Source organism: Thermococcus litoralis DSM 5473 (assembly GCF_000246985.2).
GTDB lineage: Archaea > Methanobacteriota_B > Thermococci > Thermococcales > Thermococcaceae > Thermococcus_A > Thermococcus_A litoralis.
The window spans coordinates 1,236,486-1,261,037 of the sequence record NC_022084.1; the positions used below are offsets into that span (position 1 = coordinate 1,236,486).

The following is a 24,552-nucleotide window of genomic DNA, read 5'->3' on the forward strand; positions in this document are numbered from 1 at the left end:
AAGCTTAAAAGAGTTAGCTACCTTTTTTTCCTCTCCAGTATGTCCATAAAATTACTACCAAAGCTAGAACTCCAATAAACACCCCAGCAGTTCTTAGGTTTCTTCTTGTTTCAGTATTTTCTTTAACGGGAATCGTAATTGATTCCTCAAAGACGTACACGTTGTCATCTCCGCTTTCCTTATCACCAACTGCCCTGATCCTTACCTGAATCGTATAATCTTTGGGAATGGCATTGTTTGCTATGCTTAACTCCAAAACGCCTTCTCCTTCTTTACCTGGATCAAGAGTTCCAATGTAATCGGATCTCTTTGATAGCGTAAAGGGCTGGTCAGCTTTTACAACGCCTTCTATTATCACATTTTCAGCCTGTTCTCCGCCGATGTTCTTGACCCTTATGTACACAAGTACTTCTTCACCCTGCATTGGTGTTTTGTCAAAGCTAACTTTCTCAACAGTTATTTTCGGTTTTTCATTCACTATTACTGGTATCTTGATCATATCCTCCCTTGCATTACCTGATGAGTCCTTGTATTCTATCTTTACTGGAATCTCGTACGTTCCTCCTTTTGCTCCTTCTTTAATGTTTACTTTGAAGCTGGCTTTTGCTGAGTCTCCTTGTCTTAGGGTACCTATATTTATTATCTGCTCGCTCGTCTCACTTAACTCAAATGGATCCTCAGGCATTGGTTTTAGGATTATATAACGAGCACTTCCACTGCCTATGTTTTCCACTTCAAAGTTTATCTCTACGTTGTTCGTTCCAGCCAAAACCCTGCTAGGAGACGTTGAGACCTTTGAAATTATTAAGTGCTCCCTGCCGAGAATTGGTATGCCAATTAACCTGTCATCCGTTAGTTTTTCATCATTTGGTGTGCTAAGATATTCCAGTGAAACCTTTAGGGGATAAATACTGTTTTCGAGCCTTTCATTTGCTTTTAAGTGAAACTCCAGAATCTTCTCTTCTCCCGGAGCTAGCTCAGGCAAGTACTTTATATTATCCTCTCCGATAGGCAGGAAAGCATTTATGTTCTCCCTAGCGAGCTGTTCCATTATTTGGTTTATGGCAACTTGAAGGTTTTCGCTCATGCTCTGGCTTCCCTGTATTGGGAGGTTCTGAAGGGAGGATAGATCGACTTTCGTAACTTCTCCAGGCGCATTTACTTCACTCGGTTCTATTCTGAAGGAAAAGGCCCTTGCTCTCTCTTCGCCTACGTTTTTCACCTTTACCTTAAGCACAAACTCATCTCCAGGCTCTATTGCCTTTGGATCCATTTCAACACTCTCAATCTCAATAAAGGCCTGATTTCTTCTCACAACCTGGATTGAAAAGTCAAAGGTCTGCTCTCTTTGATCTTTTGAATCACCGCTGTAGTATGAAACCTTCAGCCTCATCGGATAGCTTCCAGTAGAGGCGTCTTCACTTACGTGCAGTCTGAACTTATACTTCATGATCTTGTTGGTATTTATTACGTAGGTAAAGTGCTGTTTTGTTGTGTTATCGATTAATATCGCTCCATTCTGGAATTCTAATGAAGGAGAGAGATCAACCAGCACCTCCTTTGCCGGCTCGAAACCAAGGTTTCTAAGACCAATAGTGACCTCAAAATCCTCTCCCGGGTGAACTATTTCCGGTTTTTCAATGTTCTCTATCTCAAAAGTTGCTTCTCCCTCTCGAATTACGGTTATGGAGAAATAATCAAAGCCTTGCAGCATTTGCAAATTCTCCCCCATCTGCACGTGGTATGCAAGTGAAATGTAGAGGGGATAAATACCAGGATCAATGTTCTCATTTACCTTGAATTTGAATTCAACGACTTTCTCCTCTTTTCCGTCTAGATATTCTATGTACTTCACTGCGCTATCTACCGGCAAAAGAACACTCTGCACAACTCCGCTCTGGGATGCAACTTGGGCTATTACCTCACCCGTTCCTCCGCCGGAAGGAGCAAAAGAAACAGGTGTTGGAGACACAACCACCGTAATGAATTTTGCTTTTAAAGCTCCTTCGTTCTTTATGTGGACTTTGACAGTAATTTCATCGCCCGGCCTAACTTTCTTTGGGGTTTCAGCCCATGTAGTAAGGTATGCCGATATCATCGAGGCTTTCCACTCAGAAGGGCCGCTTATGCTTATTCTCGCACCATTTGGATAAATCTGAAGGGCTGTAATAGATACCTTTTCCCCATCAACCTCAACTTCTATGGTCTCGTTTTCCCCTATGAGGTTTATATTGGGATAAGTGATCCTCATAAGAAGATCCTCTTTTGATATACCGAGTTCAGGATGCTCTTCAACGGTTTTAAACACTGCATCTACAATTTCTTCTTGGGAAGCACTCTCAAGCCACAGGTAGAATTGGGCGAGCTCTACGGGATTTGTTGTATCGTAGCCGAGAGTTTCTGCCATTGCGTAGAGGAATGTTGTGTTTGTAAGAAGCTCTTGTATTTTTTCCGGGTTGGGAACTTTTATTGACGCATAATCCATGTTAAGTACTTTGTTGTCTTTCAGGATAAGTATCATTGCTTTGTACGTACTTTCCGATTCATTCACTGCATAGTCTCTCTTGACATCCTGGAGGACAACTACAAGTGGCCCAACAAGTATTGAATCTCCTTTGTTGAGGTAACCCTCAAAGAGAAGCTCTTCTCCAGCTAAAACAAAATTAAAACTGCTCATGACAATCAGCAGTCCCAGTATAAGTCCAAGATGTTTTCTCATTTTTCCTCACCCCTTATCTTTTTTCCATAAAATATCTGGAGCAAAGCAGGTGTTACCGTGAAAGCGGCAAACATTGAAGCGAAGATTCCAACCGCTAGAGTTTTTCCAAAGTCGTGTATTGCGGTGAGCTCTCCACTGAGCAAAGCTAAAAATCCTCCAGCCGTGGTTAAGGCCCCAACTAAGATTCCTGGACCAACTCCTTCAAGGGCGGAGATTATGGGATACGGATTGCCCTCCCTAAGTTCTTCCAAAAACCTGTGGGTAAGGTGCATTCCGTAGTCAACTCCAAGACCAACTATCATCGAGATAACACCAGCTAAAGTTTGAGTGAAAGGTATGCCCGCGAGCCCCATGTAGCCAACGGTCCAAAGGGCACCAAGGAACATGGGCAGTACCATTGCAATCGAAACTAGCGGCCTTCTGAAAAGCAGTACAACTACCAGCACAACAAGAACGCTACCGTATGTAGATATCTTGCTGAGCTCCTGACTTGTAAGACCATCTAAAACGTAGTTCAAATACAAATCACCAGCGGGTCTTATCTCAACTCCCGGAGGAAAGTCTGCACTTTTTGCCTGCTCTTCAAAATAGTGCATGATAGCCCTAAAATTCTCTGGATTGGCCCCACCAAAGTTCCCCTTCAGCTGTATTAGAGTCATTGAGTAGTCGTCATTTACAGGGGCTCCCCCCTCTTTTATTGCCTCCTTTATTTTTTCCTTGTCTTCGGGAATGTAGCCGTATTTTCTGACAACTACATCCGCTATGCTGTTGGTCTCAAAGACGTTGTTGTAATGAGAGTCGGCAAGTATCTCCTGCTCAAAGCGATAAATAGCTCTGACTACCGCTGGGTTTCTTACGTCCTCTGCCTTCACTATAAAATCCACCTCATCTTGACCACCAAACTCATATCTAACATCCTTCATAGCCTCAATTTCTGGTATGCCTTCGGGAATCATTTTCTCAAGTCTAACCTCCGTTGTTACCTGAGTTAAACCATAAAGAAACACGAGAGTCATTAGGGAAACAGCAAGCAGAGTTGTTTTTGGATGTCCCTTAATTATCATGCCAAGGGTGTTAAAGGACTTAGCAATAAAACCAGAATGTGCCCTTATCTCAGGAACCTCATGTTTTCCTTTGATTTTCTTCATAATATCCTCATAGAGCATTATAAGCGAAGGAGTTATCACAACAGCATTTATCGCTGCTAAGCTGAGTCCCATTATCAAGGCAAAACTCAATCTGCGGAGAGAAGGCAGAAGGGAAAGACTCAATGCAGAAAATCCAGCTATGGTTGTCAGAGCTGCCCCCAACAAGGCCTTTCCCGTCTCTGCCACAGCTTCTTCTGCAGCCTCTTCAATACTCCTGCCCTTTTTCCTTTCCTCAAAATAACGGTTGGTTACGTGAACGCCGTAGTCAATACCCATTCCAACTATCATTGCCCCAACCACGGTAGTTACCATGTCTATTGGGATTCCAAGCAGCCCCATAAAACCAAGCGTCATTATTACACCAAATACCAGGGGGATAAGAGGGAGCATTGCCCTAAAAACGGATTTGTAAAAGTAGATCAGCAGAAACGCCACAAAGATGAGAGCGATTGTCATTGTTCTATTTAGATCGCCTTGAAGCATTGTCAGAATCCTATATGTGATTCCAATTGTTCCAGTTTGAATAACCTCCACATTTTTTGGGAAGCGTACCTCCTTTATATCCCTCTCAATGTCCTCATAAATTCTCTGCACCGCTTGAGAACCAGAGCCTGCCGTAAGAGTTGCTATCACCATTGTTGTTCTGTAATCGGAGCTTATTAACCCCTGCAGGGCTTCTGGAGGCAGGGTATTTAAAACGAATTTAACCTCTTCTTCGTTTTCAGGCAATCTGCCAAGAATTTGAATAAAAATATCAGCAATGCTCATTGTGTTCGTTACGTATTCATGCTCCCTTAAACGCTCCTCGAGTTCGTAGATTGACTTTATCACCTCAGGGTCTCGAATATCGTAAACTCCTCCCTCTTCAATAGAGGCCACCTTGACAATTATAAGAGCAGAATCGCCGCTTTGAAATTCATTTTGGAGTGTCAAATAATCTCTCACTGCCGGCAAATCTTGGGGAAGCTGTTTAGTGAGGTCGCTTTCGAATTCAAGCAACTGAACTCCGTATAGAGAGAGAATTAGCAAGAATAGAGCTATCAATGAAAATGCCACCCTGTATTTCACTATTATCCTCGCAAGCTTCTTGAGCATTCTCTCACCTCTAGACTTTTGAACTTTCGGAATTTTCCGAAAGATTTTGAGGATATTGCTTAAAAACTTTACTGAAAAAAAGTCCCATTATAAGGCAATCCGATAAGCTTAAATATGCAAATTTTTTTACATATGTATGAGGGTGAATATTATGGCCAAAATAGTCTTGACTACCGACGAAACGCTGACGAGCACGTACCACGACGTGCCTCTGCTAGACTTTCTCGGCTGTGCGCCCTACGACAAGCTCCCGAAGTGGGTTTTCAGATTTTTTGACACCCAGCTGCCCGATGAGAACGGCGTTCTGGCTCAAGCGCCCTATGGCCTCAGGAAGGTTGAGGCGGCCCTTCTCAGGGACGGCTTCAGGAGGGACGAAGTGGTAGTCGCCCACCCGCGCAGGCTGGAGCGGTTCATAGGGAAGGATACAAGGATCGTTGCCCTCTACGAGATGGATCCGCTCGGTCTGGGGCCTGTCAGCATGATGTTCACGAACGGTGGCAAGTGGACGAACTACACCAAGGTCAAGTTCCTTGAGCTGGTGGAGAAGATAAACCGCATAAGGGAGACCAAAAAGCTGGACTTCAAAATCGTCGTCGGCGGGCCGGGGGCTTGGCAGGTTGACTTCAGAAAGGAGGAGAGGGAGAGGCTGAGGATAGACCACGTTGTAATCGGAGAAGTCGACCACGTTGCGGGGGAGCTCTTCAAGGACATCGAGAGCGGGAGCGCCGACGAGACTATCTTTATCAAGGGCTGGCCGCGGGTGGAGGAGATCCCGACGATAGTGGCGCCCTCGTATAAGGGCCTCGTCGAGGTGATGAGGGGCTGTGGAAGGGGCTGCCGCTTCTGCGAGCCGAACCTGAGGGTCGCTCGCCACATACCGCTGGAGAGGATAGAAGAGGAGATAAGGCTCAACGTAAACTCTGGAATCGATCACGCCTGGTTCCACAGCGAGGACGTGTTCCTCTACCGCGTCGAGGATAAGAAGAACTTCTACCCGAATGCTGAAGCCGTTGTTGAGCTGTTTGAAATAGCTAGAAAATACACGAAGAACGTGAACCCGACCCACGGGGCCGTTGCCGGTGCCCTGGCCGCTCCAGGAATGATAGAGGAAATCTCCCGCATCGTTGACGCTGGTCCGAATCACTGGATAGGCATTCAGGTCGGCTTTGAGACTGCCTCGCCGAGGCTCATCGGGAAGTACATGAACAACAAGATGAAGCCCTTCTCACCGGAGGAGTGGCCCTGGGTTCTCCTCAACGGGACGTACGTCTTCAACAAGAACTACTGGTTCCCTGCATACACAACGATTCTGGGATTGCCTGGCGACACTGATGAGGATGAGATAATGACTGCCCAGCTAATAGTCACGATGGAGAGGGAGCTTGAGGAAAAGCTCGGCAACAGGGCGCACTTCACCGTGACTCCGCTGGCATTCGTTCCGATGGGCCTGCTCAAGAACCAGGATTTCTACCAGATCGACGAGATGATAACCTACGGCCAGTTCCTCCACCTCTACTACGCTTGGAAGCACATGATGAAGGAAGTCACAAGGGGCCTGCCCGCGGTTATGAAGAACAACCCGTTCCTGATACCTTTCTACCCGCTGGCGAGGCTTGGAACTAGGATCGTCATAAGGCAGATCGAGAAGTGGGGCAGGAGCAGGGGCTACGAGGTAAAACCTCTTGAGCCGCTCGATATTCGGATTGAGGTAGAAGAACACCGCTGGTATTCCCAGCCAAGCCTTATGGAAGCTTATTGAGCAAGTAAAAAAGTTATACGCCTCAAGTTAGAACTATGATTTGGGGATGAAAAATGAAAGTTGCCCTTGTTAGGACAAACCCGGGAAAGAGCGGATATGCATCGGCTTACGGATACATAGCTCCCCCGTTGGGGATCTTATCTCTTGCTGGAGCCATTAGGGAAGTCGCCGAGGTAAAGGTCATAGACGCGGAGGCAAGGGGACTGGCGGAAGAGGAGACCGTGGCGGAGATAGAGGCATTTGACCCAGACATTGTGGGCTTCACAACCATAGCATCCACCTATGTGAATCCCTCTCTGAGAATCGTTAGAAGAATGCGAGAAGAGGGGCTTGATTCTTTTGTGGTCTTCGGAGGTCATCACTCGACCTTTACATATCCTCTCGTTCTACGCGAAGGGGTCGATGCAGTAGTTATAGGAGAGGGAGAAAACACGTTTCAGGAGCTGGTTAAAGCATTGAAGGAGAGAGGGAGCATAAGAAATGTTAAGGGGATAGCTTATGTGGAAAAAGGGGACGTGAAAGTCTCCTACCGGGAGCCAATCGTTAACCTTGATGAGCTTCCAATGCCCGCCTATGACCTTGTTGATTCAAAAACATACAGGGCAACAATTCTCGGGGAAAACGCAAGGATAGCCTCTGTGGAGACTTCAAGGGGATGCCCTTACAACTGTGAGTTCTGCAGTGCCTCGGCGATGTGGGGGCACGCATGGAGATTCAAGAGCAATGAGAGGGTAATTGAAGAGCTGGGCTTCATAAAAAGCCTCGGCTACAACTGGGTTTTCTTTGTTGATGATAACTTCGTTGTTCCCTTCAAATATGAAGAGAGGCTTAAGCTTCTCGATGCTATAATAGAGAACGGGCTCAACGAGATTAACTTTATCATACAGATAAGGGCAGATATAATATCAAAACATCCCGAAATTGCCAAAAAGCTTGCGGATGCAGGTGTTAGAGTTGCTTTTATGGGAATTGAATCTGGAAGTGAAGAAGTTCTTAATAGCATGAGAAAGGGGTTAAGAAAGAATGACACACTGAGAGCTGTTCAACTGCTCAGCGAGCAGGGAATAATCACTTATGGAGGAGTCATTATTGGAGCACCCTACGAGTCAAGGAAAGACAGAAAAGCAACTTACAAGTTCGTTCAAATGCTCGGTGATCATGGCTTAGATGCCCTCCAGATATCAATATACACTCCACTGCCTGGCAGTGACTCCTTCTATAAGGCACTCAAAGAGAGGTCTCTTTTGACACTTAATTGGGATCTTTATGACGTTCTACGACCGGTAATCAGAACAAAAGAAAAGCTCTGGAGGCTGTACTTTGAAAGTAGGGAAAAGACGTATATGTTTTACTTCAAGAAGTGGCTTCATAGCGTTATGGGGAAAGCTGAGGAGTATTCAAAGCCCGTTCTGAGCAGCGCTAAAGGCTACGTTGTCCGAAGGATGCCTCACTACATAAAGAACTTTCTGAAGCTTCCAGTGGAGAGCTTTCTTGTTCAGAAGAGAATATTAAACTCCGCGAAGAAGCTTGACGAGAGCACTATTAGAATTCTCGAAGAGGTTTATACGCGTCACATCATGGCTTATCTAAGAATGTTTCATGAAGCTATGAACCAGAAAAGAAAAACAAAAGCCTAGAGAATTCTTCTACACACTCCACTTTTTATATTCTTTTACTTCCCCCCATAACTTTCGGAAATTCCGAAAGTTTTATAACTTAGAAGCACGATAAAGGTTTTGATGAGGCATGAAAGCCTTCATACTACTAGTCACAAAGGGAGATAATAGTGAAATTATGAAAAGCTTGAATTCCTTTCCATGCGTATTAGAAGCGCACAGGCTTTATGGAGATTACGATATAATCGTTAAAGTTAAGGTACAAGATATTCATGAGCTTTCAAAGCTCAAGAATAAACTTTTGAATGAAAGCCCAGCTTTATATGCTGAAGTGCTGATCATTGAGGAGGGATAATGGTGGGAGTTGAGGAAGCTAAAAGGATCATGATGGAGCACTTCGCAAATACCGCAAGAAGATTCGGGTTAAGTGAGCTCTATGGATACATATACGGAGTTCTCTTCTTTGAAGACGAACCGTTAAGCCTAGGAGAAATTGCCGAGAGGACTGGATACTCGCTTTCTCACGTGAGCACCGCACTGAAGCTCCTAGAAAATATTGGACTTGTAAAAAGGATCAAAAAGCCAGGAGATAAGAGGGCATATTATACAGCAATAAAGAATATCCGAGAGTGGAGAAAAGAGGCATACTATAAAAAAATAGAGGAAGACGTCAAGCAAACCAGAGAAAACCTTTTGAAGGCTTTGAAGGAAGTGGAAAACGATAAAAGCGAAGAGGCAGAGAAAATAAGGCAGAGAATAGAATTTGCACTCCAAAGAAACGCGATTACGGAAAAAATCTTAAACATCTTCCTGAAAAATGAGGATGAGCAAGTTCTGAAAGCCCTTTTAGAGTGCCTTGAAGAAAAGCTAAATAGTGAAAACCCTTAAAAACAAGCCCAAGTTAATTAGGGCGGTGGTTAAATGAATGAACTGCTCGAAGCTTTGTGGTACATTCTCCCAGCGTATTTTGCAAATGCCTCCCCAGTGATCTTCAAAGGCAAAACACCAATGGACTTTGGAAAGAGTTTTGTCGATGGAAAGAGAATTCTTGGTGATGGGAAAACCTGGAGGGGCTTTTTCGGAGGACTTTTTACGGGAGTTTTAATAGGGGTTATTCAATATCAAATCAAGCCTGATTTTTATGGCTCGTTTTCGATTGCCTTAAAACTTGCTTTTGCGCTCTCCTTTGGAGCTCTTCTCGGAGACCTGATCGGGAGCTTTGTTAAGAGGAGAATAGGTATGGAAAGAGGTTATCCAGCAGTTGGTCTCGACCAATGGGGCTTTTTAGTTTCTGCACTAGTTTTAGCTTATCCAATAAAAACTCTCACGACTGGACAGGTATTGTTCCTTCTCCTTGTAACTCCCTTCATCCATTGGGGAGCCAACGTTTTGGCGTATAAGCTAAAGTGGAAAAGCGTTCCATGGTAAGTATTTTCATTTTACAACAAACCTTTTATAAAACACACCCAGTAATTTTAGATGGTGAGAAGATGAAGGTAAAAGTGAGGTATTTTGCCCGCTTTAGGGAGCTAGCTGGAACAGGAGAAGAGGAAATTGATCTTCCAGAGGGGAGTAAGATAGGAGACCTTGTTGAGAAGATAAAAGAACTTCACCCCAAGTTTAAAGAGGAAATTTTTGGTGAAGACTACGATGATAGCGCAGATGTGAACATCTCAAGGAACGGCAGATACGCTTCTTTCGATGAGGAATTAAAAGATGGCGACATTGTAGCTTTATTCCCGCCCACAAGTGGTGGATGATATGCTGACGGAGAAGGAACTGGAGAGATACGACAGACAGATTAGGATTTTCGGGATTGAAGGGCAAGAGAAGCTCAAAAAGAGTAAAGTGGCCGTTGTAGGTGTAGGAGGACTCGGAAGCCCCGTCGCTTATTATTTGGCAGCTGCGGGAGTAAACCTCTTGCTCATAGATGAACAACTCCCAGAACTGAGCAATTTAAACAGGCAGATTCTTCACTGGGAAGAAGACTTGGGAAAGAACCCGAAGCCACTATCAGCTAAATGGAAGCTTGAACGCTTTAACTCGGATATAAAGATAGGAACCTTTGTTGGAAGGCTAACGAGGGAGAACATAGAAGAAGTTCTCAAAGACGTTGATGTTATTGTTGATTGCCTAGACAACTTCGAGACGAGATACCTTCTGGATGAGTTTGCCCATAAAAGGGGAATTCCCCTTGTTCACGGAGCCGTTGAGAGCCTTTACGGGCAAGTAACAACTATCATTCCCGGAAAGACAAAGAGTCTTAAAGAAATCTTCCCAGTACCACCAAAGAAGAAAGAAAAGTTCCCGATTTTAGGGGCAACAGCTGGAGTTATAGGAACCATACAAGCGGCAGAGGTTATAAAGCTGTTGACTGGCAAAGGAGAAGTCTTAGCAAACAAACTGCTCATTGTTGATCTAATGCACAATTCCTTTGAGGTGATCGACCTTGAAGATTAGACTCTTCAAAAAACCCGAGGATTTTGACATCGCTGAAGCCGTTGGGCTTGTTTCGTCTCCAAAAAGTGGGGGAATCGCGATATTTCTCGGAAAAGTTAGAAACGAGAGCCACGGCAGGAGAGTTAAAAAGCTCATTTATGAGGCCTATGAAGAAATGGCGATAGAAGAGATGAAGAGAATTCGAGAGGAGGCCCTGAAAAAATTCCCAATATTGGATATGGTTATATGGCACCGTTATGGCGAGCTTGAAGTTGGAGAGAACACAATTCTCATAGTAGTTGCCGGAAAGCACAGAAAAGAAGCATTTGAAGCCTGTATTTGGGCTGTAGATGAAGTGAAAAAGAGGGTTCCAATATGGAAGAAAGAAGTGACCGATGAAGGTGTGTTTTGGATTGAAGGAGAAAAGGCAATACCCGACAAAAAGGTACATTAAAGCTCCTTTTTAACTATTATTAATCATAATTTAAAAACAACAAGAAATAGTAAAATTAATAAGGCTTCTCATTGTGTAGTTAGTGGTGATTAAATGGAGATAAGTGGTAACGATGGAGCTTTTATCAAGGCTCAAAACATCGTTACCTTAGCAAAACCACCATGGGTGGAAAGAGAACACAATGGAAAGCTCGAAAGACTTATACTGCAACTCGGCTCAGGAAAAGGGAGTTTCAGGGATTGAAGGAATACCGCGATCAATAGGATGCATTGGCAACAATAAGTTCATTCTTCGAGATACTCCCCTAGAGCTTGAGCGGATAAAAGAAGTAATAAGGGAGTTCTCAACTATTTCCGGCAAAGATCTTTATCTGACAAATTATGACAATTTATCTCTTCTGGAAGAGCTTTCTCGCTTCTCTGCAACACTTCCAATTGAGAACGTCTATCCCGTTGTTAGACTTGAAGACTTCGAGAAGATATCCTTCCCAACAAATGTTAAGCCTATTGTAGAAGCTAGATATTCTCACAAAAATATAAAAAGGCTTCAAAGTATAGGCGGAGCGTATGCTGTACTTCTCATGATTAAAGGAGATGAAATTGGAAATATTGCGGATTTTTCGTTTCCTGGTGAGGTATACCTTGATGTACTTTTTCCGGGCTCACTGAGAAAAGTTGACCTGCCCTCTTTTGCGGAATTTTGTAGTGGGGAGTGTAAAAGAGTTAAGCCTAAAGCAGATACTCGGGAAACGCAGATTGAAAAGATTCTGGAAACTGAGAAAGGAAGACATAAAAGGGTGCAAACTCTGTCCATTTAGCTCCACATGCCATGATTGCAGAGCACTGGAATATTATGCCTCTGGGGATATAATGGGGTTGGAATACTGCCCACTGAACCAACCCCGAGGATATAACGTCCAAAAAAGTTTTTATGTAGTGAAAAATTAAGTAGTAGATGGTGATGGGAATGGTCAAAATAGAGGTTGTAGAGGTAGAAAAACCAGAGGGGGTAGAATGCATCATCGGTCAGGGGAACTTCTCAATCTTCACCGTTGATGACTTAGCTAGAGCCCTTCTCACAGCGGTTCCCGGAATAAAGTTTGGAATTGCCATGAACGAGGCGAAGCCACAACTAACAAGATACACCGGGAACGATAAAGAACTCGAAGAATTGGCTGCAAAAAATGCTTTAAAGATTGGAGCAGGCCATGTTTTTGTAATCCTCATGAAAAACGCCTTCCCAATAAACGTACTCAACACCATAAAAAACCACCCGGCAGTGGCCATGATCTACGGTGCGAGTGAAAACCCCATGCAGGTTATAGTGGCCGAAACAGAACTTGGACGCTCTGTTCTCGGAATAGTAGATGGAAAAGCCGCAACTAGAATTGAGACCAACGAACAGAAGAAAGAGAGAAGGGAACTTGTCGAAAAAATTGGCTACACTATAGATTAGCTTTTTAATATTTCACCTCTTTTTTCTTTAGGTGAAAACAATGCGACTAGTGTTTGTAACATCCAATAAGGGAAAAGTCGAAGAGGTTAGAAAATACCTTTCCCCTCTGGGTGTAGAGGTTGTGCAGAAGAGTATAAAATATCCCGAGATACAGGCAAACACTCTAGAAGATGTTGTCGCTTTTGGGGTAGAGTGGTTAAAGGATCACATAACAGAGCCGTTTTTCATAGATGACTCCGGTCTTTTTATTGAGAGTTTGAAGGGATTTCCAGGAGTTTATTCAGCCTACGTTTACAAAACCCTAGGAAATGAAGGAATTCTCAAGCTTATGGAGGGAATTAAAGACAGAAGAGCATACTTCAAAAGCGTGATAGGGTATTACGATGGAGAGCTTCACATATTTACGGGAATTGTGCACGGAAAAATAATCAATGAGAAACGCGGCAGTAAGGGATTTGGATTCGACCCAATATTCATGCCGGAAGGTTATGACAAGACGTTTGCTGAGATGGAAATAGAAGAAAAAAACAAAATCTCCCACAGAGGACTAGCCCTAAAGGAGTTTACACGATGGCTAAAAGAAAATCTTAAAAAGGATTGAATGACAATAAAAACTGACATTTTATTGAAAATTTGACAATTATGGGGGATTTGTATGGGTGAAGTACTAGATACAATTGATTTAAAACTGCTAAAAGAGCTCAGGGAGAATTCAAGGGAAAATATAGCCAGCTTAAGCAAAAAGCTGGGCATCCCAAGGACAACTGTTCACTACAGGATAAAAAAGCTCGTAAGCGAGGGCATCATAGAGAAGTTCACTATCAAACCCAATTACAAGAAGCTTAATCTAGGAACTACAGCATTCATCCTTGCCAGATATGAACCCGATTCAGGGTTAACACAGAGGGAAGTTGCCAAAAGAATCGCCCAAATTGAAGAAGTTTATGAAGTTCACATAATTGCTGGAGAATGGGATCTCCTGATAAAGGTTAGGGCCCCTTCGGCTGAAGACATTGGAAAAGTTGTGATTGATAAGCTTAGAGAAATAAAAGGCGTTGGACAAACCGTAACTATGGTCTCCTTCGTTACCGTGAAAGAAGAACCCTAAAGCGGGCGATGATTGACGTTCTCCTTTCTGATTTTTAATGATGAAGTAGCAAGAAATGAGCCTGCAAAATCGTTTTTTATTTTTAAACGCTAATTCTACCAGAACAAATTGGTGGGGGCGCGGGGATTTGAACCCCGGTCCGCGGGTTTCTCCGGGTCAGAGCTCCAAAGGCTCATCCCCAAATCAGCAAACCCGCTCGTCTTCACACCTCTGGAGCCCGCGATGATGGACCAGGCTACACCACGCCCCCGTCAATAACACTAAAGCCAACACCAATTTATAAACTTTACGATAATTGAGGGCGTGTTTATAGTAACCTTTATTAGGGTTTTTGCTGAATTCTTTCAGGTGGTTGTCGTGATCCCCAGATGGGATCACAGACTCAAAGACCCTGAAAGCGTGGCATTCATAATCCTCGACGTTTTAGCAGACTTTGAATCAGAAGGAAAGCTGAAGAACCTGCCAAAATCCAAAAAATTTCCAGTAAAAACAATACTGGCAATACTCCTCTTTAAACAATACTACAACCTACCCCTCAGAGACGCCCAGCACTACGGCAGAAAATTCTTCGGAGCAAACATTCACTACTCAACCCTCCACAACTGGGAGAAAAAGCTGAACCTCGAAGAACTGACAAACCACCTCCTGAAAAAACTCCAGAAATTACCCTACGCCAGCACTCAAGCAGACTCAACCATTATCACAAATAAAAAAAGGACAGGATAGAAGTTCAGGCAATAACGAGAATCCTGCCAGGTTTACTGTATCCGGTTGCTGTGAAGATCACAACTTCTGAGAACGAGCTGATTGAACTCCTGCCGGAGGGTTCTGGGAATTTTTATGCTGATGGGGCTTATGATTCAAAGAAAGTTCTGAACACTGTGGTGGAAAAGGGTTATCGGCCGATTGTTAAGAAGACTAAGAACCCTCCAGGTGGTTTTGGTAGTAAGAAGAGAGATAGAGTGTTTTCTGAAGAAGAGTACAGGTATAGGAATCCTCATGAGGGGTTCTGGGGTGCGTTTACAACTTGGTTTGGCAGTAGGATCCCCTGTTTTCTGAAAAAGACTACTGTAACCCGAATCCTGCTTGGGGTAATGTGTTATGGTCTGAAAATCCTCCTCAGAGTCAAGTACTGTTTAAATAACAGGAGGTGAAACTAAACACGCCCCGATAATTGATTTCTGTTAGAGAGTTACCAACTCATAAGAAAACTTTTAGAGGACATTTAACTAATTACGAGGGTTCTTCTCTGAGAAAAAGAACGTGTAGTGCAAAGTAGGATGTTGTCTAAAGATCAAAATACCTGAGCAGTGAAGCTCCAAGTTCTCACTAAGACTCCATAACAGTGTAAACTTTTGGTTGGTAACACTAATATTAAGAAAGCCATTTAAAATATGCCACTTTATTACAAATTGGTGACACAATGCTTGCCCTTAACAAGCTTGTAAGCGAGAGGAAAGCTGAGGAGATACTTGAGTACGCATGGGAATTCCACGGACATATCTGCCCGTACCTCGCTCTCGGTATAAGAGCATCGCTAATTGCCATGGATGAACTTGGAGTCGGAAGACTTGATTACTCGGGCAGTGTAGATGAGAGCATTTTAGCAATAGTCGAGGTCAACAGTTGCTTTACCGACGGCGTTCAGGTGACTACTGGGTGCACACTCGGAAACAACTCCTTAATTTATTTAGATCTTGGTAAAACTGCATTAACCCTTGTCAAACGTTCGACGTGGGAAGGAGTTAGGGTTTATATCGATGCCGAAAGACTTGAGAAATACTATCCTCCTGGAGCAAAAGAGCTCTTCAACAAGGTCGTAAGAGAAAGAAAAGGAACAGCAGAGGAAAGAAAGCAACTTAAAGGGCTTTGGGAAAAGGCAGCGAAAAATATGCTTCATATTCCCAAAGAGGAATTTAAAATAGAGCACGTTAATGTACCCCCAATTGAACAGGCTCCCATTTTTGACAGTATCCGCTGCTCAAAGTGTGGAGAGCTTACGATGTCGAGAAGAATAGTTCACGTCAATGGAAAACCCCTCTGCCTAAACTGTGCAGGAAAAGAGTACTATGCTGTAATCGGAAGGGGGATAGTTAAGATAAAAAAGAGGGAGGACAAGACCGATGCAGTTTTACATTAAGCCAATAGGAGTGATAATATCCCCGTACAAGAGCAAAGCAGAATGTCCTACTCAAGGGAAGTTTTCGGAAGAAACATTTACGATAGAAATTTTTCAAGAATTTGAAGAAGGACTAAAAGACATTGAGACCTGCACACACTTAATAATCCTTTACTGGCTTGACAGGGCCAGGAGGAATACGTTGATAGCGATACCTCCACAGGATAGAAGAGAACACGGCGTTTTTGCTACACGTTCTCCGCACAGACCAAATCCAATAGGCTTTGCAGTTGTGGAACTCATAGAAAGAAAGGGTAGAAAACTGGTCGTAAAGGGATTAGATGCAGTAGATGGAACGCCTGTTATTGATATCAAGCCCTATTCTTCAGACCTAGACTGCGTGGAAAACGCAAAAATTGGATGGTTTGAGGAGGGAAAAAAGGAATGAAAGTTAAGGTATTTCTCTCAATTATAGTTTTGCTTGTGCTGATGTCCGGATGCTTACAGAGCCAGTCAGTCAAAGGAACAGTAACGGTAAAAGACCTCATTGGAAGAGAAGTCAAAGTTCCCAGCAACGTTGAGCGAATAGTCGCAGCTGGTCCCGGTGCTTTGAGAATCATCGTATATCTAAACGCCAGTGACAAAATCGTTGGAGTTGAGGATTTCGAAAAACTTCACAAATACGGCAGACCGTACATCCTGGCGCATCCAGAACTTAAAGAGCTTCCCAGTATTGGGCCCGGGGGTCCAGGAAAGCTTCCTAACTTAGAAGCGTTGGTTAATTTAAAGCCAGATGTAATTTTCATGACCTATGTAGATGCCAAGACAGCTCAGGATATCCAAGAAAAAACGGGAATACCCGTTGTTGTACTCAGCTACGGGCAACTGACGGCATTTGAGGATGAAGAGCTCTTTAAATCTTTAGAACTCGCAGGTAAAATCCTTGGAAAAGAAAAAAGAGCTCAAGAGGCCATCAACTTCATTAAATCTCTCCAAGAGGACTTATCAAAACGTACAGAAAATACCAAAAGTCCAAGCGTTTACGTTGGAGGCTTGGGGTATAAGGGAGCGCATGGAATTGAAAGTACCAGAGCCAAATACCCGCCTTTTGTGGTGCTTCATGCCAAAAACGTTGTCGACGAGCTCGGAGAGGGGCACAAATTCATTGACAAGGAGAAGCTCTTAGAGTGGGATCCAGAGTACATTTTCATTGACGAAGGTGGATTAAGTCTAGTCCTCGACGACTACAAGAAAAATCCGAAGTTTTATGAGTCGCTAAAGGCTGTGAAAAATGAAAACGTTTATGGAGTCCTACCATACAACTACTACGCAACCAACATAGGAACTGCCCTTGCAGATGCCTACTTCATCGGAAAAGTCCTTTATCCAGAGAGCTTTAAAGATGTAGATCCCATAAAGATGGCAAACGATATCTATGAATTCTTAGTAGGCAAACCAGTATACGAAACACTTGCTGAACAGTTTGGAGGATTCGGAAGAATCAATTTTTCGACTGGAAGTATAGAACCTTTATCATCTGGTTAGTGAGGTCTTATGGATTACAAGAATTACATTGCAAAAAGGGTCCTTTTTGGAATTGTCCTCTTTCTTCTTTTGCTTGTGGTTAGCTTGTATGCCCTCTCACACGGGGGATATGAGTGTTCAATCCAAGGGGCCTTTATGGCAATGATTGGAAAGGGGGATGAAAAAGCATACCTTGTGATCTGGAACATCAGACTTCCAAGGGTGATTGCAGGAATCCTTGTAGGGGCTTCTTTAGCAGTTTCTGGAGCGGTCATGCAGGGATTACTTAGAAATCCCCTTGCAAGTCCATTTACTATGGGAGTTTCCCATGGAGCTATGTTTGGAGCCTCCTTAGCGATCATCTTGGGAGCTGGATATTTGGAAAGTTCAGGCAGAATAATCCTGAATAATTCATACACCATAGTCCTCTTTGCTTTCTTAGGAGCTATAAGTGCTGCTCTCGTAATTTTATCCCTTGCAAAGCTAAAGAGTCTCAGTCCAGAAGCTATCATACTCGCAGGAGTTGCCATGAGCGCTCTTTTTACAGCATTAACGACCCTTGTCCAGTACTTTGCGGACGAGCTCCAGCTGGCAGCGATGGTCTACTGGAGCTTTGGGGATTTGGGAAGGGCAACATGGAGAGAGAACACAATACTCATGGGTGTATTTATCCTTGTTCTTGGCTATTTCGTTTTAAGATCTTGGGATTTGAACGCCGCAGTCATGGGAGATGAGGTAGCAAAATCTGTAGGAGTTGATGTTGAGAAGGTACGATTAACATCAACCTTCCTTGCCACTCTGGCAACGGCAACGAGTGTAGCTTTTGTGGGAGTTATAGGGTTTGTAGGTCTAATAGCCCCTCACATGATCAGACTTTTGTTTGGAGAGGATTACAGATTTTTGATCCCCTTATCCTGCTTGCTAGGAGCTCTTCTACTCCTCACAGCGGATACACTTGCACGGCTGGCATTTTCACCAATGACTCTTCCTGTGGGCGTTATAACTTCATTTCTTGGTGCCCCAATGTTTATATATCTCCTCATACGGATGGAGGGAGGGCGATGAAAGTTATAAAGGTTGAGAACCTTAAATTTGGATATAACGGCTTAGAGGTCTTAGATGACATATCCTTAGAAATTGAAAGTGGGGAATTCGTGGCAATATTAGGCCCGAATGGTGCTGGAAAGAGTACCTTGCTAAAGTGCATTGCGGGACTACTCAAGTGTGAGGGCATAGAAATCTTCGGGAAACCCCTCGATTACTACTCTCGAGGAGAGCTCGCGAGGATAATAGGATATGTTCCACAGAGCGTAAATCCTGGATTTATGCGGGTTTTTGACATCGTTCTTTTAGGCAGGAGGCCATATATGAGCTTTAACCCCTCGGAAAAGGACATCAGAATCGTTAATGAAATCCTCAAGAAACTCGGTATTCAGCACCTTGCTTTAAAGCCTGCCAACAGGCTTAGTGGAGGAGAGCTACAAAAGGTAAGCATCGCTAGAGCCTTGGCACAAGAGCCAGAGATACTACTCATGGACGAACCAACAAACAATCTTGACCCAAAGAGTCAGCTTGAAGTTATGAAGATAGCTAAAGAATTCGCAAAAGCGGGCAAGGTCTCGATAGCAGTTATGCACGATGTTAATTTAGCTCTACGTTTTGCTGATAGGTTTATTTTCATGAAAAATGGTAGAATAATAGCGGATGGAGGAAGGGAAATTCTGAAGTCCGAAATTTTTGAGAAAGTTTATGGAATCAGAGGGCTTGTCAGCGAACTGTCTGGAGTCCCAGTGTTCGTAGCTAGCTCAGAGAGTTGAAATGTGGAAAAGGCTTTCCATTAGCCTTCCAAAAAGGTAGCTCAGGAAAGCTGCCCCCAATCCGGTGGAGACCATCTCAAACACTTTCTTCCTTATTGAAATTCCCGAGAGTATGGAGATCACGCTTGCAACTATGGCCAAAGCGGTTCCAGCTAAGAGGATTGAGAAAGGTAGAGCCAATAACGAGGAAGAGGCAACAAAATACGGCAATACTGGGAAGGCCACTCCAGTTAGATAAGCCAGGCCAGTATAAAGGGCCGAACGGAGTTCATTTTCATTGCTTTCTTGCACAAGAAGATTTATCATTGCGTTTTCATTGGAAGAGAGCTTTTCCGCAACTTCTTTAGCAACCTCCTCTGGCATACCGCTCTCCAAAAGCCTCTCTATAAGCTCTTCCTTCGCCCTCTCAGGAGAAACTTTGAAAAGCACTTCCATTCTCTGTTTTACACTCTCATTCACCTGCCTCTGAGACCTGACGGATATAAACGCCCCTATCCCCATTGAAAGTGCTCCCGCGACTCCAACTATCAAGCCGCTAATCCCTACTATTTTCGGATTGTGGATGTAAACTGCCGAAAGTCCCGTAACTGCCCCCAAAAGCTCTACGAGACCATCGTTCATTCCAAGGACAAAATCCCTTATGTTTTCTACATGAAAGCGCTTCTTGCTCTCATAGAAAAAGCGCTCATGCTCAAGTTCATCCAAGATTATTTTAGAAATTGCTTCCCTCTCTTCATCGCTAAGCTTGTATTTTGTCAGAAAGCCGAAATACTTTTGAATAGCCGAGTTTTCTCCCATTTCAAGCAGAGAAACAACAGTTCCAGGACCTAAAAGCTTTCTAAGCAGTTTCACGGAAAAGAAACTGAGCCTGCCTATTTTTATTTTCTCAGGTTTTTTGCCCCTTTTGGCCAAAAAGTCGTGCCAGAATTTTGCGTGATTTGATTCCATGTGAGATAACCTTAAAAATTCTTCTTTCAGCTTTGGGTCTTTTTCCCCTCTACTCAAAAAAGCATAGAGAACCGAATCTTTGTATTCGTCCTCGTAAAATTGACTCGCCAGTTTGAGCATTTTCTCCATTTTCACCCACCAAAAATGTAAAAGTTTTAGGGGTTAATAAAATAAGCGGAAATCACTCAGCAGGAGCGTAGTAACATCTCTTCGGGGAAATTATTTTCCCTTCCTTTTTGAGCTTTTTAATGACTTTATCTACTTCTTTCTTATCAATTCCAGCCAATTCTGCTATTTCAGTGCTCTTTAAGGGTCTTCCTGCTTCTTTTAAAACTTTGAAAACTAACTCCTCACTCATAGCTACCACCCCTAAAATTTGCATTAAAAGATTAGAGCTTCGAACTTATAAAGTTTTCAGTTCAAAACAAAAGAGGGCTGTTTCGTAGATAGTTGAAAGCGTTAAGTTTGGGTGGTTTGTATCATCAAAAAGTTTATAAACTTCTAAAGCCATATGTATGGCGGTGGATGTATGTGGGGAAGATGACTATAGTGATTGATGATGATTTAGAAGAAGAATTCAGAAGACTTGTTGCCCTAAAATACGGGACACGAAAGGGGGTTCTTGGAGCGGCAATAAGCGAGGCCATAAAAACGTGGATCAGAAAAACCAAAAAGGAGCTAGAAAATGCCGAGTGAAACAATCAAACTCACTGCAAAATTCAAACTCAAGGAGATACCTAATGGGTTAGATGTTCTCTTCTCCACCTATCGGGAGATTGTGAACTACCTCATCGGTTATGCTTTCGAGAACAACGTTACTAGCTTTTACAAGCTTAAAAAGGAAACGTACAAAAGCCTCCGCAAGGAGTATCCAGATTTACCAAGCCACTACCACTACACGGCCACCCAAATGGCCACAATGATTTACAAGAGCTACCGCAAGAGGAGAAAGAAAGGCAAAGCCAAGGGAAAGCCAGTTTTCAAGAAGGACGCCATAATGCTCGACGATCATCTTTTCAAGCTTGACCTTAAGGCTGGAGTAATTAAGCTCTCCACTCCAATGGGGAAGATCAAACTAGAGTTCTACCCAGCCAAATATCACGAGAAGTTTGGGGACTGGAAAATCGGCCAAGCTTGGTTGGTGAGGACTCAAAAGGGTGTCTTCATTAACGTAGTCTTCTCCAGAGAGGTTGAAGTGAGAGAGCCTGANNCCTTNNNCGGCGTGGACTTGAACGAGAACAACGTTACGCTGAGCCTTCCAAACGGCGAATTCGTCCAGATTATTACACACGAGAAGGATATTAGGNCTGGCTACTTCGTAAAGCGGAGAAAAATACAGAAAAAACTTAGAACTGGAAAGAAGAGGGAAGAGCTTCTCGAAAAGTATGGGAGAAGGGAGAGGAACAGGCTGAACGATTTGTATCACAAGTTGGCTAACAAAATAGTTGAATTAGCTGAAAAATACGGTGGTATTGCTCTGGAGGACTTAACGGAAATCAGGGATTCGATAAGGTATTCGGCTGAGATGAATGGTCGTTTGCACCGCTGGAGTTTTAGAAAACTCCAGAGCATAATCGAATACAAGGCTAAGTTGAAGGGTGTTAGGGTTGTTTTCGTTAATCCTGCATACACTTCCTCCCTGTGCCCGGTGTGTGGGGGGAAATTAAGCCCGAAGGGGCACAGGGTTTTGAAGTGTTCGAATTGTGGTTTTGAGGCCGATAGGGATGTTATTGGGAGTTGGAATATTTCACTTAGAGCCTTGAAGATGTGGGGAGTTTCCGTTCCCCCCGAAAGCCAGCCAATGAAGATGGGAGGCTGGAAGGTTATCCGCTACGATAGTTTTATGTGTTTTAAAAGTGGCGGATAACCAGAACGGTGAGCTTTTAAATACTTTTTCCAACTTTCTTCCATGCCTTCATGGAAAGATGGGAAACTTGGACTGCCGGTTAGGGAAGCAATTAAAATCTTCCCCGAGCTTGAAAAATACCTTGATGAAAAGGGCAGATTAGATTTATCAAACAGAAGGGCGAGAATATTATATAACAAAGCGATTGCAAAGGCAGTTTTTGGCATTGAAGTTGAATATCACCCCAGAGGGCTTATCACAACTCCTATTTCCCGTTTCATTTTCCTAAAGACTTTCCTAAGGGGTGGAGAAAAAGTTCTGGAGATAGGGACTGGACATTCTGCCTTAATGGCTATTATGGCGGATAAATTGTTTAACTGCGAGGTATGGGCAACTGAAGTAGATGATGAGTTTTTTGAGTACGCTAGGAGAAATATCGAGCAAAATAAATCCAAAGTAAACCTGATAAAGAGCAATGGGGAAATTATTGAGGGTTTGATACCAAAAGGAGAAAAATTTGATGTGATATTCTCTGCACCTCCATATTACGAAAAACCCACAAAAGGTGTTCTTACGGAGAGGGAGGGCGTTGGTGGGGGTAAATATGGAGAAGCTTTTTCTATAAAAATTCTTAAAGAAGGATGGCAATATTTAGAGGAAAACGGGAAGGTTGCGCTTTTTCTCCCTGATAAACAGAGTTTGTTGAGGAGTATAATTTTAGAAGGAGAGCGCATTGGTTATTTTGTTCAGGATATACGATTTAAAGTGGGGACTAGATATAGACACTCGCTGATATTCTTTAAACGATAAGCTTATATTGAAGGATTTTAGAATTCATACGGCAGATGAAGAGAAAGCACCTCCACTGAGATGCTCAATGAAGATACGCCCACGGTCTGATGCCAAAAATAAAAAGATTTCATTTCATCTCTTCCACGTATAGGAACAAGCACTTTAGATATTCAGTATCTTTTGAAGCCATTAGTATTGGGTGATCTGGTGCCTGAGTTCTGTAGGGTTCAATGAGCTTTAAGAACTTCCCTGCTTTTGCCGCAGCTGCTATTATCATATCCTTAAACATCTGCATATCAACATGCTGGGAGCATGAAGCTGTGACTAATATACCTCCGTCTTTAACGAGCTTTAATCCTTGATAATTTACGTTGAAGTATGCTCTGAGACCTCTTTTAAGATCTTTCTCATGCTGAACAAACGCAGGAGGGTCTAGAACTACAATGTCGAATTTTTCCCCTTTTTTCTGCAGTTTTTCCATAACTCCAAACGCTGATCCAACAATAAACTCCATCTTATCTTCAACACCGTTAAGCTTGGCGTTTTCTTTTGCTTGTTCTATTGCTGATGGAGACTTATCAACTGCAATAACCTTCTCCGCTCCTGCAACTGCAGCATGAATTGCAAAACCTCCTGTGTATGTGAACACATCAAGCACCTTCTCTCCGCCTTTGATGTACTTTTCTAGGGCAATTCTATTCTCCCTTTGATCCAAAAAGAATCCGGTTTTTTGGCCCCTCATATCCACGATGAACTTAGCTTTTCCTTCCTCGATAATCGTGCGGTATTTTTCTTTTCCAAGCAAGACTCGCTCTATCTCCGGTAAACCTTCTCTTCTTCTTGACCTTCCGGTATTTTTCTCAAAAACCGTTTCGATTTCGGGTTCTACTTCAAGGATCGCTTCTGCAACATCAAGCTTAAACCGCTCCATTCCAGCGCTTGAAATCTGAAGAGATGCTATATCGTTAAATCTATCCACGATCAAACCTGGCAGGTAGTCTGCTTCTCCGTAAACCATCCTATATGCCTTGTCATATCCTAAAACTTTTTTTCTGTATTCGTTTGCCTTTCTTATGCGCTCCTTGAACAATTCTTTGTTTATCTCTACATCTCTATCCTTTGTAATTAGTCGAACCATTATATTTGAGTTTGGATTGACAAATCCTTTTCCTAAGAATTTCCCTCCTCTAGAATAAACCTCCACTATATCCCCCGGTTTAATCTCGCCTTCTGTTCTTATCACACCTTTTTTAAAAACAATCATTGCCCCCTTTTCAATTGCCCTGTAGGCTTGAGCATCAACATACACTTTACTCATTTTTCTCACCCTTCCAAAGTTAAGGCGATAGGTATTTAACCATTGACCCCTATATATTCTATTGGGTGAGTTCTATGAACTTAGAAGTAATAAAAGAGTTTCTGGATGCAATTGGGGCAGACTATACAGAAGTGGATGGAGAAATACATTTGGCTCCAGAGGTTTTTTATGAAGTTTGGAAGTATATAGGGCAACCCGACATTAAAACGTATGTGATAGAAGACGAAGTTGTTGAACCAGGTTCATACGATCCTCCAGAGATGAAATACACTGATGTTAGGAGGATTAAAATCAAGAAAGCATATTTTGAGACACTTGAAGGAGTTAAAGTTGTTACTGATTACAATGAATTCCAGAAGATATTAAAGGAGAAGAAGGAAGAACTTTAGTTCTTT

Annotated in this window: 28 protein-coding genes, 1 tRNA gene and 1 pseudogene; 24 read left to right on the forward strand and 6 right to left on the reverse strand. The window is 43.1% G+C overall.

Annotated elements, in window-relative coordinates:
* Positions 1-13: 13 nt before the first annotated feature.
* Both OCC_RS06665 and OCC_RS06670 read right to left on the reverse strand, forming a co-directional pair.
* Positions 14-2,719 (reverse strand): COG1361 S-layer family protein, encoded by a 2,706-nt coding sequence (locus tag OCC_RS06665; RefSeq protein ID WP_004066167.1) that lies wholly within the window; start codon positions 2,717-2,719, stop codon positions 14-16.
* The gene (locus OCC_RS06670; protein WP_004066166.1) at positions 2,716-4,962 is read right to left on the reverse strand and encodes a hydrophobe/amphiphile efflux-3 (HAE3) family transporter; all 2,247 of its coding nucleotides are present in this window, start codon (positions 4,960-4,962) and stop codon (positions 2,716-2,718) included. The genes OCC_RS06665 and OCC_RS06670 overlap by 4 nt, the downstream gene beginning before the upstream one ends.
* 151 nt (positions 4,963-5,113) lie before the next feature.
* Here OCC_RS06670 and OCC_RS06675 point away from each other — a divergent pair, with 151 nt between their 5' ends.
* From OCC_RS06675 to OCC_RS06730, 13 genes are all read left to right on the forward strand, one after another.
* Positions 5,114-6,721, forward strand: a complete 1,608-nt coding sequence (locus OCC_RS06675; protein WP_004066165.1) for a B12-binding domain-containing radical SAM protein — start codon at positions 5,114-5,116, stop codon at positions 6,719-6,721.
* Positions 6,722-6,774: 53 nt separating this feature from the next.
* The gene (locus tag OCC_RS06680) at positions 6,775-8,358 is read left to right on the forward strand and encodes a B12-binding domain-containing radical SAM protein (RefSeq protein ID WP_004066164.1); all 1,584 of its coding nucleotides are present in this window, start codon (positions 6,775-6,777) and stop codon (positions 8,356-8,358) included.
* Between the two features lie 109 nt (positions 8,359-8,467).
* Positions 8,468-8,692 carry an Lrp/AsnC ligand binding domain-containing protein gene (locus OCC_RS06685; RefSeq protein WP_004067038.1) on the forward strand — a complete coding sequence of 75 codons (225 nt, stop codon included), beginning with the start codon at positions 8,468-8,470 and terminating at the stop codon, positions 8,690-8,692.
* The gene (locus tag OCC_RS06690) at positions 8,692-9,225 is read left to right on the forward strand and encodes a GbsR/MarR family transcriptional regulator (RefSeq protein ID WP_004067036.1); all 534 of its coding nucleotides are present in this window, start codon (positions 8,692-8,694) and stop codon (positions 9,223-9,225) included. The genes OCC_RS06685 and OCC_RS06690 overlap by 1 nt, the downstream gene beginning before the upstream one ends.
* Before the next feature lie 33 nt (positions 9,226-9,258).
* Positions 9,259-9,765, forward strand: a complete 507-nt coding sequence (locus OCC_RS06695) for a CDP-2,3-bis-(O-geranylgeranyl)-sn-glycerol synthase (protein ID WP_004067034.1) — start codon at positions 9,259-9,261, stop codon at positions 9,763-9,765.
* Between the two features lie 62 nt (positions 9,766-9,827).
* Positions 9,828-10,097, forward strand: a complete 270-nt coding sequence (locus tag OCC_RS06700) for a ubiquitin-like small modifier protein 1 (protein ID WP_004067032.1) — start codon at positions 9,828-9,830, stop codon at positions 10,095-10,097.
* Between the two features lies 1 nt (position 10,098).
* Positions 10,099-10,797 carry a ThiF family adenylyltransferase gene (locus OCC_RS06705; RefSeq protein ID WP_004067030.1) on the forward strand — a complete coding sequence of 233 codons (699 nt, stop codon included), beginning with the start codon at positions 10,099-10,101 and terminating at the stop codon, positions 10,795-10,797.
* The gene (locus OCC_RS06710) at positions 10,787-11,230 is read left to right on the forward strand and encodes a molybdenum cofactor biosynthesis protein MoaE (protein ID WP_004067028.1); all 444 of its coding nucleotides are present in this window, start codon (positions 10,787-10,789) and stop codon (positions 11,228-11,230) included. Before OCC_RS06705 ends, OCC_RS06710 begins: the two co-directional genes overlap by 11 nt.
* Positions 11,231-11,323: 93 nt before the next feature.
* Positions 11,324-11,473 (forward strand): hypothetical protein, encoded by a 150-nt coding sequence (locus OCC_RS12835; RefSeq protein WP_238565045.1) that lies wholly within the window; start codon positions 11,324-11,326, stop codon positions 11,471-11,473.
* Positions 11,412-12,047, forward strand: a complete 636-nt coding sequence (locus OCC_RS06715) for a hypothetical protein (RefSeq protein WP_004067027.1) — start codon at positions 11,412-11,414, stop codon at positions 12,045-12,047. Before OCC_RS12835 ends, OCC_RS06715 begins: the two co-directional genes overlap by 62 nt.
* A gap of 149 nt (positions 12,048-12,196) precedes the next feature.
* Complete coding sequence (locus OCC_RS06720; RefSeq protein WP_004067025.1) at positions 12,197-12,685, forward strand: adenosine-specific kinase; 489 nt, start codon at positions 12,197-12,199, stop codon at positions 12,683-12,685.
* A gap of 40 nt (positions 12,686-12,725) precedes the next feature.
* Positions 12,726-13,286 carry an XTP/dITP diphosphatase gene (locus OCC_RS06725; RefSeq protein ID WP_004067023.1) on the forward strand — a complete coding sequence of 187 codons (561 nt, stop codon included), beginning with the start codon at positions 12,726-12,728 and terminating at the stop codon, positions 13,284-13,286.
* Between the two features lie 54 nt (positions 13,287-13,340).
* The gene (locus OCC_RS06730; protein ID WP_004067020.1) at positions 13,341-13,793 is read left to right on the forward strand and encodes an Lrp/AsnC family transcriptional regulator; all 453 of its coding nucleotides are present in this window, start codon (positions 13,341-13,343) and stop codon (positions 13,791-13,793) included.
* A 109-nt stretch (positions 13,794-13,902) separates the two neighbouring features.
* Here OCC_RS06730 and OCC_RS12435 read toward each other — a convergent pair.
* Positions 13,903-14,043: transfer RNA gene (locus OCC_RS12435), tRNA-Trp, on the reverse strand.
* A 98-nt stretch (positions 14,044-14,141) separates the two neighbouring features.
* Between OCC_RS12435 and OCC_RS06735 the strand changes: the two genes are divergently transcribed.
* The 7 genes from OCC_RS06735 (at position 14,142) to OCC_RS06765 (ending at position 19,253) form a co-directional block, all read left to right on the forward strand.
* Positions 14,142-14,519, forward strand: coding sequence for a hypothetical protein (locus OCC_RS06735; RefSeq protein WP_148290407.1), 378 nt, complete (start codon positions 14,142-14,144; stop codon positions 14,517-14,519).
* 50 nt (positions 14,520-14,569) lie between these two features.
* Positions 14,570-14,947, forward strand: a complete 378-nt coding sequence (locus tag OCC_RS06740; RefSeq protein ID WP_020953712.1) for a hypothetical protein — start codon at positions 14,570-14,572, stop codon at positions 14,945-14,947.
* Between the two features lie 269 nt (positions 14,948-15,216).
* Positions 15,217-15,933, forward strand: a complete 717-nt coding sequence (locus tag OCC_RS06745) for an FmdE family protein (RefSeq protein WP_004067384.1) — start codon at positions 15,217-15,219, stop codon at positions 15,931-15,933.
* Positions 15,917-16,360 (forward strand): tRNA (N6-threonylcarbamoyladenosine(37)-N6)-methyltransferase TrmO, encoded by a 444-nt coding sequence (gene tsaA, locus OCC_RS06750; RefSeq protein WP_004067386.1) that lies wholly within the window; start codon positions 15,917-15,919, stop codon positions 16,358-16,360. The genes OCC_RS06745 and tsaA overlap by 17 nt, the downstream gene beginning before the upstream one ends.
* A complete protein-coding gene (locus OCC_RS06755; protein ID WP_004067387.1) occupies positions 16,357-17,457 on the forward strand; it encodes an iron ABC transporter substrate-binding protein in 1,101 nt (366 codons plus the stop codon). The genes tsaA and OCC_RS06755 overlap by 4 nt, the downstream gene beginning before the upstream one ends.
* A gap of 9 nt (positions 17,458-17,466) precedes the next feature.
* Positions 17,467-18,501, forward strand: coding sequence for a FecCD family ABC transporter permease (locus OCC_RS06760; protein ID WP_004067388.1), 1,035 nt, complete (start codon positions 17,467-17,469; stop codon positions 18,499-18,501).
* Entirely contained in the window at positions 18,498-19,253 is a 756-nt protein-coding gene (locus OCC_RS06765; RefSeq protein ID WP_004067390.1) for an ABC transporter ATP-binding protein, read from the forward strand. The genes OCC_RS06760 and OCC_RS06765 overlap by 4 nt, the downstream gene beginning before the upstream one ends.
* On the opposite strand, the gene OCC_RS06770 is transcribed toward OCC_RS06765, so the two are convergent.
* Both OCC_RS06770 and OCC_RS06775 read right to left on the reverse strand, forming a co-directional pair.
* Entirely contained in the window at positions 19,242-20,330 is a 1,089-nt protein-coding gene (locus OCC_RS06770) for a VIT1/CCC1 transporter family protein (protein ID WP_004067393.1), read from the reverse strand. The two genes, OCC_RS06765 and OCC_RS06770, sit on opposite strands and share 12 nt — an antisense overlap.
* 52 nt (positions 20,331-20,382) lie before the next feature.
* Positions 20,383-20,559 carry an HTH domain-containing protein gene (locus OCC_RS06775; protein WP_004067396.1) on the reverse strand — a complete coding sequence of 59 codons (177 nt, stop codon included), beginning with the start codon at positions 20,557-20,559 and terminating at the stop codon, positions 20,383-20,385.
* 173 nt (positions 20,560-20,732) lie between these two features.
* On the opposite strand from OCC_RS06775, the gene OCC_RS12590 reads away from it, so the two are divergent.
* The 3 genes and pseudogenes from OCC_RS12590 (at position 20,733) to OCC_RS06785 (ending at position 22,857) form a co-directional block, all read left to right on the forward strand.
* Positions 20,733-20,897 (forward strand): hypothetical protein, encoded by a 165-nt coding sequence (locus OCC_RS12590; protein WP_004067399.1) that lies wholly within the window; start codon positions 20,733-20,735, stop codon positions 20,895-20,897.
* Positions 20,887-22,068: pseudogene (locus OCC_RS06780) on the forward strand (RNA-guided endonuclease InsQ/TnpB family protein). The gene OCC_RS12590 and the pseudogene OCC_RS06780 overlap by 11 nt, the downstream one beginning before the upstream one ends.
* A gap of 42 nt (positions 22,069-22,110) precedes the next feature.
* Positions 22,111-22,857: an RlmF-related methyltransferase gene (locus tag OCC_RS06785; protein ID WP_004070169.1), complete on the forward strand. Its 747-nt coding sequence runs from the start codon at positions 22,111-22,113 to the stop codon at positions 22,855-22,857.
* A gap of 109 nt (positions 22,858-22,966) precedes the next feature.
* Here OCC_RS06785 and OCC_RS06790 read toward each other — a convergent pair whose 3' ends face one another.
* Positions 22,967-24,157 carry a class I SAM-dependent rRNA methyltransferase gene (locus OCC_RS06790; RefSeq protein WP_004070171.1) on the reverse strand — a complete coding sequence of 397 codons (1,191 nt, stop codon included), beginning with the start codon at positions 24,155-24,157 and terminating at the stop codon, positions 22,967-22,969.
* A gap of 74 nt (positions 24,158-24,231) precedes the next feature.
* Here OCC_RS06790 and OCC_RS06795 point away from each other — a divergent pair, with 74 nt between their 5' ends.
* Entirely contained in the window at positions 24,232-24,546 is a 315-nt protein-coding gene (locus tag OCC_RS06795; RefSeq protein WP_004070173.1) for a DUF5748 family protein, read from the forward strand.
* The last annotated feature ends 6 nt before the right edge of the window (positions 24,547-24,552 follow it).